Origin of the sequence: Rummeliibacillus sp. NPDC094406 (assembly GCF_044763875.1) — a bacterium.
Taxonomy (GTDB): domain Bacteria; phylum Bacillota; class Bacilli; order Bacillales_A; family Planococcaceae; genus Rummeliibacillus.
The window spans coordinates 448,403-462,506 of record NZ_JBIWGZ010000004.1; the positions used below are offsets into that span (position 1 = coordinate 448,403).

The window sequence follows — 14,104 nt, forward strand, 5'->3', positions numbered from 1 at the left end:
GGAGGGGCAGCACTATTTCAACAAAGTTTAACGCCGAAATTAGGCATACACAATGCCTTGGTTGAATATCTTAATGGGAAATTACTTTTAAATAATTGGGGTGATACACTTGGGATACTTTGTAACTGTCGAAACAGGCGTCAACGTATTTATAGAGGACATCAATCCAAAGGGAAATAAAACGATACTTTTTATTCATGGATGGCCGCTAAACCATAACCAGTTCGAATATCAGTTCAACTACCTTCCAACGCTTGGATATCGTTGTATCGGAATGGACTGGAGGGGATATGGTAATTCGGATAAACCTTTTAGCGGGTACAGTTTCGATAGATTAGCAGATGATGTCCGCATGGTCATCGAGGCATTACAGTTAAGTAACATCACACTGGCAGGACACTCTACAGGAGGCGCGATCGCGATTCGTTATATGGCTCGTTACAAAGGGTATGGGGTATCTAAACTCGTCCTGATCGACGCTGCCTCTCCATCTAGCGTTCCAAAAGAATTTACAAATAAAATCATCGAAGATACAAATCATGACCGACCGCAAATGCTGCAAGACCAAACGAGGATTTTTTTCTTTCAGTATATTTCCGAACCGAAATCCGATTGGTTCGTATTAATGGGATTACAAGCGGCGAATTGGGCGACTTCCGCCATTATGGTCACGCTTAGAGATGAAAATGTTTACAACGATCTCGGTCAGATCGATGTACCCACATTAATTATTCACGGAATTCATGATAAAGTCGTTCCATTTACCCAAGCTGAGGAAACAAATAAGCTGATCAAAAATTCGAAGCTAGTTCCGTTCCATTACAGCGGCCATTGCGCTTTTTTAGAGGAGCGCGATAGATTCAACCAATTATTATCTTCTTTTGCATAACGACTCGGAATAGCAACACCGTCGCCAATTAATTCCTAAGTTCAAATAGCCCCCCACCTTAAATAGGTGAGGGCTAATTTATGCTGATTTATGAATAAAATACGCGGCAGGTCAACGGCAGTAACCGATCCAGTTTTTCCGGATCTTTCGGATCGGATGGCTTTGACATCTTTTCGAAAAGATATTGGAGATATTTGAATGGATTCAATCCGTTTTCTTTCGCTGTTTCAATCACGCCTCGTGGTGCTAAAGCGAATGCAATCTGCTTTAGTCTGGCTGAAACCGCAAAAGCGAATGGCATCGATTTCTATCAATACTTTGTTAAACTAATGAGCTTACCTAATTTTTATGGTAAAACAGAACGTACGTTTGTTATAATGTATTTAAGATAGTTTGTACTCAAGGGTGGTTGGCACTCTCTGATCAAGGAACGCAGACTAAAAGCACCACATCCTGTGGTAACGTCTGCATGACCCACATCGTGTGGGCCCGGAGGTGATGCCATGTCAGTATTCGAGGCATTAATGTTTGCTATAGCGTTTGCAACGTTAGTGATCACAATCCTGTCATTTAACCATAAAAAATAACCCATCCTTGAGTTAAAGGCTCGAATGGGTTATCTGCACATTTTAGCCAATCCCCTTAAGGGAATCAACTATCTAATTGACCGTTCGATGCGACAACATCGGCGGTCTTTTTAATTTATGCTTTTAATAACTTTAGTATACGTGGAGATTGTTATTTTTTCAAGGTAATCATAGAGAGGTTGCTAGTCCCTCATTCAATTAATGTCTTTCAATTATAATATTATAGAAATTTATCAAATAAAAAATTGCTTGATGAAAATAGTTGAAAAAGACTGCATTTGTTTTAGGGATAGGCACCTACAGTTAGAGAAAAGGACGGTAAATCAGAAAATAACCTATTAAAGTGGTAGTGACTATGGTCGCTATATAAATCAGCTTATTATTTACTTTTTGATAGAACCAACAGCCTAATAATATTAAACTTAGGGAATCAAAAATGAATTGAAACAAAAAAGTATGGTTGTTATATAAATAGATACTTACACCAATTGTTTCCGCAGCTAATCCGCTTACTGGCAATGCATACAAAAAGTTGCTCAGTTTGTTCTCTTTGTTCCAAAAGTAAAGTACATAACTAATAGCACTACATACTAAGGCAAAAATACTATACAGTATAAATAGATACCATTGAAATCCCTCAGTGTAAAACCTAGGAATAAAAAAGCCGAGTACATATTTCAAAAAGTAAAAACTAAAACTCATAACGAATAGGTATAATAGAACGTTAATAGCAGCATTTTTATTTGAAGAACTATAATATATAATTAATGTCACTGTTAACATCCAAAAGCCAAATAAAGTGGCTATTGAACTAAAACTCCATAAGTCATCATTTGGGAAAAAATCCGATAATCTAGTTATAATGCCCGCAACCAATCCAAATCCAACATATAGTAGGTAAGATTTAAAATGAATTTGGATTTCTTTGTTATGTGCTCCTACCGTCATTCAAACTCTCCTTCGTGTTATGTAGTGAAATTACAAGTATTCGCATACTTTATCTATATAGTTATTTTAACATAAAATTTCCATTTACCTTTTAAACCAGTTTAATAACAATTTAAAAGCAAAGTGGATATTGTAAGGTTTACCGGTATATATACATAAATTAACAACTAGATTATATTTATTATATAATGGTTAAAGATGGATTTGAAAAGAGGGTGTTAAATGACTAATTTTTTCTTAATACTCATGGGCTTCTTTATCGTTATTGCAAATATTATTGGATTTATATCCTACAAAAAAAAGAAAAATCTATATTTCGCTGCATTTACAATATTACTATTGGCAGTTTTATTTGGTGGAATTGGTGGTACACTAGCAATTTTTATTATTCGTGATCCTTTTGCAATGTTTTATGGCATGCAACTGGGACAGTATTTAATAGCAAATAGTGTAATCGTTTTTATTATTGCAATTTTGGTAACTGTAATAAAAAAATATAACAACGGAAATGTTTAATTTATGATTATATTCAACTAACGGGCGCTATCATTGAAAAACAATGATATGCGCTCATTTTTTTATTAAATGGCCAGGTTAGTTTAATAAGAAGGATAGCTTCATACTTTATAGAATACATATAATATGTACTATCTTAGGAGGTAAATAAATGATTTTTGAAATAACCAATCAAGTTCGTGTAACTGATTTTAAAGAAGGACTTAAGTGGTATGAAGCACTACTAAGCAAAAAAGCTGATTTCATACCACATGACGGATTCGCTGAATGGGAAATAATTCCTGGTTGCTGGTTGCAAGTTGCTGAAGGAACACAATCAGAAGAAAGTGGCCCTTTACGTTTAGGGGTAACTGATATAATAGCTGAAAGAGATAGACTAGTTAAAGAGTTGGGAATTCACGAATTTGAGATATACTCCCGTGAAGAAGTTTCTGCAAAATGGGGAACTTTCACTGACCCTTGGGGGAATCGACTTGGACTATTTGAGTATTTGGATAAGAAAGAAGAAAATGACCGTATAAAAACAATTTTGGGAGTTTAATTATTTTTTGCTTGCTGTACTAACAGGTTCATTTATATTTAGGATGAACCCCTCTTCAAATTAAATTGAAACGAGGTAGCGTAACTATGTTTATACCTAAACATTTTGAAATCAAAAATAAAGATATTATTTATGACTTTATTGAAAGGTTCAGCTTCGCGACTTTATTTTCTCAGCATAAAGGAGAACCCTACGCTACTCATCTTCCAATGATATTAAATAAAGATGAAAGTGCTTTATATGGTCATTTTGCAAGAACGAACGGACAATGGAAGGATGCAGAAGACCAACAAGTTCTTGTGGTTTTTCAAGGTCCACACTGTTATATTTCACCTTCTTGGTACGAAACAGCTAAAGCCGTACCTACTTGGAATTATGTAGCTGTACATTTATATGGAAAGATGGAGATACTCGAAGATGACAAAGCGATATTTGATTCTTTAAACGACTTAGTAAATAAATATGAAAATCCTGGTAGTCCATACAATTTGGGCGCAATTGAACCTAGTTTTATTGAGGGAATGAATAAGGGGATTGTAGCATTCAAAATTATTATTACAAAAATTGAAGCAAAAGCTAAATTAAGCCAGAATCATCCTCTGGAAAGACAGAAGTTAATTATCGAACAATTAGAAAAGACTTCTAATCAAGAAAATATACAAGTAGCATCCCTTATGAGGAAAAATCTTCAAAATTAAAGATTTTCAAATTTGTCTTTTTGAGCTAACAGCTAATAGGCTTTTTTATCAAACTTTTTTATAAACGATTAGACTTTGTTATAAATTATTAACTTTATTTTAAAGCAACAAATACAACAAGTATATTCAAATACTAGATGAATGATTTGGTAATTTATTGGTGCCTCTAGGGCACTTCTTTTTAATTTGAAAATAATACATAATAACTGATTATACTTTCCTATCATTCGATATGACATACCTAAGTGTATATGTACCATAATGGAGGGAACATACTTGGAAAATAAAATGCTTATTTACTTCTTAAAGAAAAAATAATAATACTTATTTTTTGTGCAATATTTTGTTTACAAATATGTTAAGCGAAGGAGCATTAAGGAGTTGACACGTGCGAATGATTTACACGCTCTTGCTTCTTTCCCACTTTTGAGTGGATGAACCGAGGCATCAGTTTACTACTGTAGGGTAAGGCTTAGTTTTTTGTACCCTCCCTAATTTAATTATATCATTTTAAAAAAAGTTAATATAGACTGTTTATTCCCATTTACTACTGCTAAAATCAATAACACACTTATGGTTAGGAGAGATGTAGATGAGTTCTTTGGTTATCGATTTTCAGGAGATAGAAAAAACACAGCTTTTGCTCGTTGGGGGAAAAGGATTAAATTTAGGGGAATTATCAAAAATTGAAGGAATACAAGTACCAGAAGGATTTTGTGTTACAACAGTGGGTTATCAAAAAGCCATCGAACAAAACGAAACGTTTCAAATATTGTTGGATCAACTATCAACGCTAAAAGTAGAAGATCGAGATCAAATTGGTGAAATCAGCAAGAAGATTCGAGAAATCATTATGGAAGTAGAAATTCCTTCCGATGTAGCGTGCGCAGTTGCTGACTATCTCTCCCGATTTGGCGATGAACATGCTTATGCAGTGCGTTCTAGTGCGACCGCTGAAGATTTGCCACATGCCTCTTTTGCTGGTCAACAAGACACCTATTTAAATATCATCGGAAAAGAAGCCATCTTGCAGCATATTCGCAAATGTTGGGCTTCACTATTTACGGATCGCGCGGTAATCTACCGTATGCAAAATGGATTTGGCCACAGTCAAGTGTATTTATCCGTTATCATACAACGGATGGTCTTCCCAAAGGCATCAGGGATTTTATTTACCGCTGATCCGATTACTTCTAACCGAAAGCTGCTATCAATCAATGCCAGTTTTGGACTCGGAGAAGCACTGGTTTCTGGATTGGTCTCTGCCGATTGTTATAAAGTACAGGAAGATAAAATCATCGATAAGATGATAGCGATCAAAAAATTGGCTATCTATGCACTAAAAGAAGGCGGAACAGAGACCGTGTCGATCGATCCTGATCAGCAAAAAACTCAAACACTTACTGAACAACAGATTTTACAACTAGCACGCATCGGAAGACAGATCGAAGCTTATTTTGGTAGCCCACAAGACATCGAATGGTGTTTGGTTGATGATACATTTTATATTGTTCAAAGTCGGCCAATCACTACTTTATACCCCATCCCTGAAGCGAATGATCAAGAAAATCACGTCTATGTATCTGTTGGTCACCAACAAATGATGACAGATCCCATGAAACCACTAGGATTGTCTTTTTTCCTGTTAACGACTCCTGCACCTATGCGTAAAGCTGGTGGAAGGTTGTTTGTTGATGTCACACATATGTTGGCTTCTTCTGATAGCAGAAAAGGGTTATTAAATAACATGGGACAACACGATCCGCTCATGAAAGACGCACTCATGACCATAATAGAGCGAGATTTTATTAAATTGTTACCAACTGATAAGCAAGAACAGAGTCCCCGTAAAAGCAATAAAGGTGTGTTACATGCGGATTCGGGGGCACAAATCGAAAAAAATCCATCAATCGTTTCTGAATTGATTAAGTGTAATCAAACATCCATTGAAGAGTTAAAACAAAACATCCAAACGAAATCAGGATCAGATTTATTTGAATTTATTCTAGAAGATATTCAGGAATTAAAGAAGATTTTATTTGACCCACAAAGTACAGCTGTATTTATGTCTGCTATGGATGCTTCATCATGGATCAATGAAAAAATGAATAATTGGTTAGGTGAGAAAAACGTAGCAGATACGCTTTCTCAGTCTGTTCCAAACAATATTACTTCGGAAATGGGTCTGCAGCTATTGGATGTCGCAGATGTGATTCGTCCTTATCCAGAAGTAATTGATTATTTACAACAAGTAAAAGATGATAACTTTTTGGATGAACTGATTAAGTTTGATGGCGGGCACGTTACCCGAGACGCAATAATAGCTTATCTCAACAAATACGGAATGCGATGTGCCGGAGAAATCGATATTACCAGAACTCGTTGGAGCGAAAAACCAACTACACTTGTCCCCATGATTCTGGGTAATATCAAAAACTTTGAGCCGAATGCTAGCAATCGGAAATTTGAGCAAGGTCTACGTGTTGCTTTGAAAAAAGAACAAGAGTTATTAAATCGATTGAAGCAATTACCGGATGGTGAACGAAAAGCCAAAGAAACAAAACGAATGATCGATCTAATCCGGAATTTCATCGGGTATCGTGAATATCCAAAATACGGCATGATAAATCGCTACTTCGTTTATAAGCAGGCTTTACTGAAAGAAGCCGAACAACTCGTACAAGCGGGTGTTATTCAAGATAAAGAAGATATATACTATCTCACTTTTGAAGAACTTCACGAAGTCGTACGCACAAATAAACTAGATTTCCAGATGATCAGCAAACGAAAAGACGAGTATAAATTATATGAAAAACTAACTCCACCACGTGTTATCACATCTGATGGTGAAATCACTGTAGGGGAGTACAAACGAGAAAATCTCCCAGCCGAAGCGATTGTAGGTCTACCTGTTTCTGCCGGAGTTATAGAGGGTAGAGCACGTGTCATCTTAAACATAGAAGATGCTAATTTAGAAGATGGAGATATATTAGTCACCTCCTTTACTGACCCTAGCTGGACACCATTGTTTGTATCCATAAAAGGCCTAGTCACCGAAGTTGGTGGACTGATGACCCATGGAGCAGTTATCGCACGTGAATATGGATTACCAGCAGTTGTCGGAGTGGAGAATGCTACCAAACTGATAAAAGATGGGCAACGAATTCGCGTGCATGGAACAGAAGGATATATCGAAATATTGTAATTGCTGAATATGTCCAGTACCGCTCCAGTTGATACTAGAGCGGTGTCTTACAATCTTTCCATTGAGGCAAAAAGTTGAAGCCAACTTTATCGGTGGTGCATATCCTAAAAAAGACAGAAACCGATCGAAAATTCTAAAGTCCAGTTAAAATCTGAAATAAAATGTGAAAATAACCCATTTCTTCTACAACAATGCCCCCTGTCACAGAAAAATTGGATAGGATTATTAATTGTTATATGCCATATATTAGAGCATTGTCTATCAAGCGGAAGATGGCGCCTCCTGCGGGAAAGCGAGACAGGTGAGACCCCGCAGTGAAGCACGGTACGGGCTTCCGAGGAGGCTCATCGCTCGCCCGCGGAAAGCGCCATCTGGAGCGATGTGCAAGTGAAAACTGGAAATGAAATGTTATCTGAATTATTGAGTAGTTTGTTGATTCTAAAGAAGTTGTTAGCAGTAATTTGAAGTAAAGATGATTGTGGAAATTGCATTCCATAAAAAAGAATGTTACTCTAAAAATAGAATAATGAGAGGACTGATGGATGAATAATGATTAACTAATCTGTATTTAAAAATTTGAAATTAATAACTTCAAAATACAAAATATAGGGTTAGTCTATCCATTTTTATAAATCAGTTCATACTTTATTTGTCATGATTCCAATGATTAATAAGAACTTATTAAGTGTGAAATACTAATCCTTCCGATTACAAATTGGGAGGATTTTTTTATTCTCCTATAGGTAAGTTAATACTTATTGATCAAACCGTAACCGTAACCGTAACCGTAACTAACAGATAAAGGAGAGGGAAAAATGAGCGATTCAGACACTATTGTTACACATGTAATGCTCTATATAAGTCGTTAATATCCATCAAACTTATATAGAGGAATTAAAAAATGATGGATATTCCGACTTTATATGAAATGTTTTGATATATAAAGGAGGAATTATTATGTCAATGATAAATGTTCAAGACTTAACTTTTTCATACCCAAGTAGCTTTGATAATATTTTTGAAGGTGTAAACTTTCAAATAGATACGGATTGGAAACTAGGGTTTATAGGTAGAAACGGACGAGGTAAAACGACATTCTTTAATTTATTATTAAGTAACTATGAGTATAATGGGAAAATCACTTCTTCGGTAGAATTTAATTATTTCCCTTACCTAGTTTCGGATAAGAACAAGTTCACTCATGAAATCCTTGAAGAAATTTGTCCTCAAGCAGAAGATTGGGAATTTCTGCGTGAAATATCCTATTTAAATGTTGATGCCGAGGCTATGTATCGACCATTTAAAACATTATCAAATGGAGAACAAACAAAGGTGTTGCTTGCTGCACTGTTTTTGAATGAGGGTCAATTTCTATTAATTGATGAGCCAACAAATCATCTAGATACTGATACACGAAAGCTGGTCTCTGATTATCTAAGGAAGAAAAAAGGGTTTATTTTGATTTCACATGACAGAATCTTTTTAGATGGATGCGTTGACCATATCTTATCTATAAATAGGGCAAATATTGAAGTTCAAAGTGGTAACTTTTCTTCTTGGAAGTTAAATTTTGATAGACAGCAGGAACACGAAGAGGCTACAAACGAGCGTCTACAAAAAGACATAGGGAGATTACAACAGTCTGCAAAGTCGTCAGCAGGTTGGTCTCATCAAGTGGAAGCTTCCAAAAATGGAACAACAAATTCAGGATCTAAGTTAGATAAGGGTTTTGTAGGACATAAAGCTTCCAAGATGATGAAGAGAGCGAAAAACCTTGAAGCAAGGCAACAAAAAGCAATTGAAGAAAAGTCAAAATTACTAAAAAATGTGGAGAAAACGGAGTCGTTAAAATTAGAACCATTAAAATTTCAGTCAAATGAATTGGTTGTTTTGACTGATGCGTCTGTTAAGTATGATGACCAAATAGTAAATGAACCAATTAGCTTCATAGTTAAACAAGGGGACCGAATTATACTTGATGGAAAGAATGGAAGCGGGAAAAGTAGTATCCTAAAACTAATTCTAGGAAATCAAATACAGCATACAGGCACCGTTAATTTAGGTTCAGGGCTCATCATTTCCTATGTCCAACAAGATACTTCTCATTTGAAGGGATCGTTATCGGATTTTATTGAAGAGCATGAGATTGATGAGACGTTATTTAAATCCATTCTACGTAAGATGGATTTTGAACGAATTCAATTTGAGAAAGATATATCTAACTATTCTGGTGGACAAAAGAAAAAGCTGCTTATCGCTAAAAGTTTATGTGAAAAAGCTCATTTATATATATGGGATGAACCATTAAATTTTATTGATATTTATTCGCGTATGCAGATTGAAGAGCTTATTCAACAATTTAATCCTACAATGGTTATTGTTGAGCATGATAAGGCATTTCAACAAACAGTTGCAACGAAAAGTATATCTATAAGATCTAATCAGTAAATGAAGTCATTAAACAGTAAGGCACTTTAATGGAGCTATGAAAAAAGCCTTATTTCTCTACAATCAATTGAGAAATTAGGCTTTTTAATATAAAAAGTAGGATACATATTAACCGAATGCATTCATAAATGGGAATGTGATATAAGACCAATGTTTTCCTACTAATAATTGTGGCCAAATTTTTCTAGAAATGTGTATCTCGATAAATTTAAACAGAACTTAAAGATGACCTCACTTTCATTTAACTTTCGATAGTTATAATGAAGGTGAGGTTATTTGAGGTTACAGAGAAGAGTGAAATTTAACATGAGAATGTTGCCGTCAAAAATTCAAGAAAATCAATTAGAATCAATTTTTCACACAGATTTTTAATTATAAAAGACCATTTCAATAAACTGCATAGTTTTCGCTATTTCCAGTTGAGGTGAATACACTATGTGAGTGAGAGTGCTGGTGAGTTTATTTATTCTCCACTGGAAGGTGGTCAACAGTAAATGATGCTCCCAGGACCGTACTCAGAGCTCGTAGAGTGTTTATCCCGGCAAACCTATACCCGATTTTAAAACATCATCATAAACGACAATGGCGAACTCGTAGACTTCTTAATCGACTTATAACCGGATATCGAGAATAATACGGGTTTTACCATCATATCAATAGGGGAAAGGCTACCATTGGAAAAAAGGAGATTGCTGATGAGAGACAATACCGCCGTTCGACCGTTTCGACCCGGAGTCGCTCCGGAGTCGGCGCTTATGGACCTGCGCTGGCGAGTCGCCACGACGAGATGGCCCGACAAGGAAACCGCCCCGGGTCAGTCGCAAGGCGTGCCCCTTGAGACAATTCAAACCATCGCGCGCTATTGGGCAACCGAATACGATTGGCGCAAATTCGAAGCATGGTTGAACGCCATCCCGCAATTCGTGACGGAAATAGACGGCTTGGACATTCAATTCATTCACGTTCGGTCGAGTCACGAGGGAGCAATCCCAATGATTCTGACGCACGGATGGTCGGGCTCGATCGTCGAACTGCTGAAAATCATCGATCCGCTGACCCGGCCGACTGCGTACGGAGCGTCGGCCACGGACGCATTCCACGTCGTAATCCCTTCGCTACCGAGTTACGGATTCTCCGGCAAACCGACCAAGCCCGGTTGGGATATTCCTCGAATCGCCCGGGCCTGGGCAGTGCTGATGAACCGGTTAGGCTATACGAAATACGTGGCCCAAGGGGGCGATTGGGGCGCGCTCGTCTCGGACATGATGGGGGTGCAACAGGTTCCGGGGTTGTTCGCAATTCACAGCAACATGCCGGGCACGGTTCCTCCCGCCTACGAAACGGCGATCATTAACGGGGATCCGATGCCCCCCGATTTAACGCAAGAGCAGAAGAACGCCTGGATGCAGCTGGATTCCTTCTATCAGCATGTCGGTTACTCCCAGATCATGGGGAGGCGCCCGCAAACGCTGACCGGGCTGGCGGATTCGCCGACGGGTCTCGCGGCATTCAATCTCGACCATGACGCGAAAAGCCTGGATCTCATTTCGGGAGCTTTCTTCGGGCACCCTGGGGGTATTTCGCGAGACGATTTTCTCGATAATATCACGCTCTATTGGCTGACGAACACGCCTGTCTCTGCGGCACGCCTCTATTGGGAAAACAAGCTCCCGTTCTTCTCGGTCAAAGGCGTCAATAATATCCCGGTCGCCATCAGCGTTTTTCCCGACGAACTCTATCAGGCTCCTCTTAGTTGGGCAAAGGAAGCGTATCCGAAGTTGTTCTATTTCAACCGGGCTGATAGGGGGGGACACTTCGCCGCGTGGCAAGTGCCGATGCTGTTCTCCGAGGAGCTCCGCATGGCGTTCCGACCATTTCGTTAAAGAGGATTTAGAAGAAACCCGAACCCGGTTCGGGCTTTTTGCTTTTCTTAGTTTTCTTAGAGCAGGCTTGCGGATATGAGGGGGATAACGGGCAATCGGTACGGCTACGAGCTACTGATTGCTTTCTTTTTTCTCGACGTTCTCGCGTTTCCTCTTCCGGCCGACTTCATGCTCAGATATGCCGGAGCTCGCCGTGCTACCCAGCATCAATGAAGAGTTTTGCGTTTTCCATCACTGCCTTAATTATACTTTTGTTGTCGTGGAAACTATTTTCCATTTTGAATAAATTCTCTATATGCTGATATTTTTTTCTCTAGCATCTTATTTGTTTCTTGTAATGTTTTTAATTGGACTTCAATAGAACTTTTATGATCTTCTAAAAGTTTTAACCTTGCTACAGTAGTTTGTTCCCCTTTTTTAAATAAACGAGTATATTCTTTAATTTGTGTTATGGGCATTTGAGTTTCTTTTAATTTAAGAACAAAGGTTAACCATTTTAGATGAGAATCAGTATATCGTCTTTCTCCATTTTCATTTCGATCTGGGAGAATGATACTCTCTTTTTCGTAATATCGTAATGTGTGTGTACTAACACTTAATATTTGAGCTATTTCACCGATCGTGTACATATTTGCCTCCTCTTTTATAGAAATACTAAGGGTCAAAAAGGATTTGACTTAGAGTTAACTCTAAGTAATATAATAACTACTGTACAAATTAAGAATATCATTTAGGAGGAATATAAGTGAAATATACAGTTATTACAGGTGCAAGTTCAGGTATTGGTTATGAAACTGCTTTAGCTTTTGCATTACGTGGAAAAAACTTAGTCCTAGTTGCTCGCAGAACTGATGAGCTTGAGAAATTAAAATCAGAAATAGCGAAGATTAATTCAGATTTAGACGTTATTATTCGAACAACTGATTTATCAGTTAGTAAAAATGTATATAAGCTTTATGAAGGGCTTAAAAATTATCAAATTGAGACTTGGATAAACAATGCAGGATTTGGAAATTTCGCATCTGTCGGAGAACAAAATTTAAATAAAATCGAGACAATGTTACACTTAAATATCGAAGCTCTAACAATATTGTCATCACTTTTCGTACGAGATTACTCGACTATTGAAGGAACTCAATTAATCAATGTTTCATCAGGAGGAGGATATAGAATTGTTGCAGATGCTGTTACCTATTGCTCAACTAAGTTTTATGTAAGTGCGTTTACAGAAGGGCTTTCACATGAACTAAAAGCGCAAGGGGCAAGCATGCAAGCAAAAGTTTTAGCTCCAGCTGCAACTGAAACAGAATTTACCAAACGTTCTTATAATCTCCAAGAGGATGTTAAACTAGCGGGTATTTTACCAAGGTATCATACTGCTAAAGAAATGGCAGGATTTATGCTCGAGCTTTATGATAGTGAAAAGGTAGTAGGAATAGTAGACGGAGTTACTTATGAATTTGAATTAAAAGACCCTATTTATCCATATGTAGAATTAGAAAAAAACTAATTTATATTCAATACTTTTTGTTTTACGTCCTACAACGTGAAGAAATTTGGACAAAATCTGATATCGAAAAAGCTCTTGGAGAGTATCACGATGGAAACTGAATATGGTTTGAATTTAATGTTCATGGGCAGTAAATGAACCAATTAGCTTCATAGTTAAACAAGGGGACCGAATTATACTTGATGGAAAGAATGGAAGCGGGAAAAGTAGTATCCTAAAACTAATTCTAGGAAATCAAATTCAGCATACAGGATCAGTTAATTTAGGTGCAGGACTCATCATTTCCTACGTCCAACAAGATACTTCTCATTTGAAGGGATCGTTATCAGAATTTATTGAAGAGCATGAGATTGATGAGACGTTATTTAAATCCATCCTACGTAAGATGGATTTTGAACGAATTCAATTTGAGAAAGATATTGCTTACTATTCTGGTGGACAAAAGAAAAAGCTGCTTATCGCTAAAAGTTTATGTGAAAAAGCTCATTTATATATATGGGATGAACCATTAAATTTTATTGATATTTATTCGCGTATGCAGATTGAAGGGCTTATTCAACGATTTAATCCTACAATGGTTTTTGTTGAGCACGATAAGGCATTTCAAGAAACAGTTGCAACAAAAACTATATCTATAAGATATCATCAGTAAATCAAGTCATTAAACTATAAGGCGCTTTAATGGAGTGATGAAAGTCTAATTTCTCTACAATCAATTGAGAAATTAGGCTTTTTTGTGTTGGGGACAGGCACCTAAAGTGCATTATCATATGTATTAACTTAGCTCTTTCTTTTTCTTATCTAAGAGATACACTTTATAGATATCAATGGAATTTAAAGAAGATGACTCCTGTTTAATACAGAAATCATCTTCTTGAT

General features: G+C 37.0%; 11 protein-coding genes and 2 pseudogenes. 10 read left to right on the top strand and 3 right to left on the bottom strand.

The genetic code is table 11. The features are described from left to right. The first annotated feature begins 109 nt into the window (after window positions 1-109). The gene (locus ACIQ4I_RS13710) at window positions 110-889 is read left to right on the top strand and encodes an alpha/beta fold hydrolase (RefSeq protein ID WP_403096729.1); all 780 of its coding nucleotides are present in this window, start codon (window positions 110-112) and stop codon (window positions 887-889) included. 88 nt (window positions 890-977) lie between these two features. Here ACIQ4I_RS13710 and ACIQ4I_RS13715 read toward each other — a convergent pair. Next, window positions 978-1,124 (bottom strand): annotated as a pseudogene (locus ACIQ4I_RS13715) (transposase domain-containing protein); the annotation flags it as partial. 268 nt (window positions 1,125-1,392) lie between these two features. Between ACIQ4I_RS13715 and ACIQ4I_RS13720 the strand changes: the two are divergent. Then, window positions 1,393-1,476: a putative holin-like toxin gene (locus ACIQ4I_RS13720; protein WP_369973814.1), complete on the top strand. Its 84-nt coding sequence runs from the start codon at window positions 1,393-1,395 to the stop codon at window positions 1,474-1,476. Between the two features lie 303 nt (window positions 1,477-1,779). On the opposite strand, the gene ACIQ4I_RS13725 is transcribed toward ACIQ4I_RS13720, so the two are convergent. Then, window positions 1,780-2,424, bottom strand: coding sequence for a hypothetical protein (locus ACIQ4I_RS13725; protein WP_403096732.1), 645 nt, complete (start codon window positions 2,422-2,424; stop codon window positions 1,780-1,782). Window positions 2,425-2,646: 222 nt separating this feature from the next. Between ACIQ4I_RS13725 and ACIQ4I_RS13730 the strand changes: the two genes are divergently transcribed. From ACIQ4I_RS13730 to ACIQ4I_RS13755, 6 genes are all read left to right on the top strand, one after another. Continuing rightward, a complete protein-coding gene (locus ACIQ4I_RS13730) occupies window positions 2,647-2,940 on the top strand; it encodes a 3-isopropylmalate dehydrogenase (protein ID WP_403096735.1) in 294 nt (97 codons plus the stop codon). 151 nt (window positions 2,941-3,091) lie between these two features. After that, window positions 3,092-3,481, top strand: a complete 390-nt coding sequence (locus tag ACIQ4I_RS13735) for a VOC family protein (RefSeq protein ID WP_403096738.1) — start codon at window positions 3,092-3,094, stop codon at window positions 3,479-3,481. An 86-nt stretch (window positions 3,482-3,567) separates the two neighbouring features. Further along, complete coding sequence (locus tag ACIQ4I_RS13740) at window positions 3,568-4,179, top strand: FMN-binding negative transcriptional regulator (protein WP_403096741.1); 612 nt, start codon at window positions 3,568-3,570, stop codon at window positions 4,177-4,179. 592 nt (window positions 4,180-4,771) lie between these two features. Next, the gene (ppsA, locus tag ACIQ4I_RS13745) at window positions 4,772-7,384 is read left to right on the top strand and encodes a phosphoenolpyruvate synthase (RefSeq protein ID WP_403096744.1); all 2,613 of its coding nucleotides are present in this window, start codon (window positions 4,772-4,774) and stop codon (window positions 7,382-7,384) included. A 957-nt stretch (window positions 7,385-8,341) separates the two neighbouring features. Continuing rightward, the gene (locus ACIQ4I_RS13750) at window positions 8,342-9,832 is read left to right on the top strand and encodes an Lsa family ABC-F type ribosomal protection protein (RefSeq protein ID WP_403096746.1); all 1,491 of its coding nucleotides are present in this window, start codon (window positions 8,342-8,344) and stop codon (window positions 9,830-9,832) included. A 695-nt stretch (window positions 9,833-10,527) separates the two neighbouring features. Then, the gene (locus ACIQ4I_RS13755) at window positions 10,528-11,715 is read left to right on the top strand and encodes an epoxide hydrolase family protein (protein WP_403096749.1); all 1,188 of its coding nucleotides are present in this window, start codon (window positions 10,528-10,530) and stop codon (window positions 11,713-11,715) included. Window positions 11,716-11,981: 266 nt separating this feature from the next. Here ACIQ4I_RS13755 and ACIQ4I_RS13760 read toward each other — a convergent pair whose 3' ends face one another. After that, window positions 11,982-12,344 carry a MerR family transcriptional regulator gene (locus ACIQ4I_RS13760; protein WP_403096751.1) on the bottom strand — a complete coding sequence of 121 codons (363 nt, stop codon included), beginning with the start codon at window positions 12,342-12,344 and terminating at the stop codon, window positions 11,982-11,984. Between the two features lie 116 nt (window positions 12,345-12,460). Here ACIQ4I_RS13760 and ACIQ4I_RS13765 point away from each other — a divergent pair, with 116 nt between their 5' ends. After that, entirely contained in the window at window positions 12,461-13,225 is a 765-nt protein-coding gene (locus ACIQ4I_RS13765) for an SDR family NAD(P)-dependent oxidoreductase (protein ID WP_403096753.1), read from the top strand. A 130-nt stretch (window positions 13,226-13,355) separates the two neighbouring features. Next, window positions 13,356-13,877: pseudogene (locus tag ACIQ4I_RS13770) on the top strand (ATP-binding cassette domain-containing protein); the annotation flags it as partial. Between the last annotated feature and the right edge of the window lie 227 nt (window positions 13,878-14,104).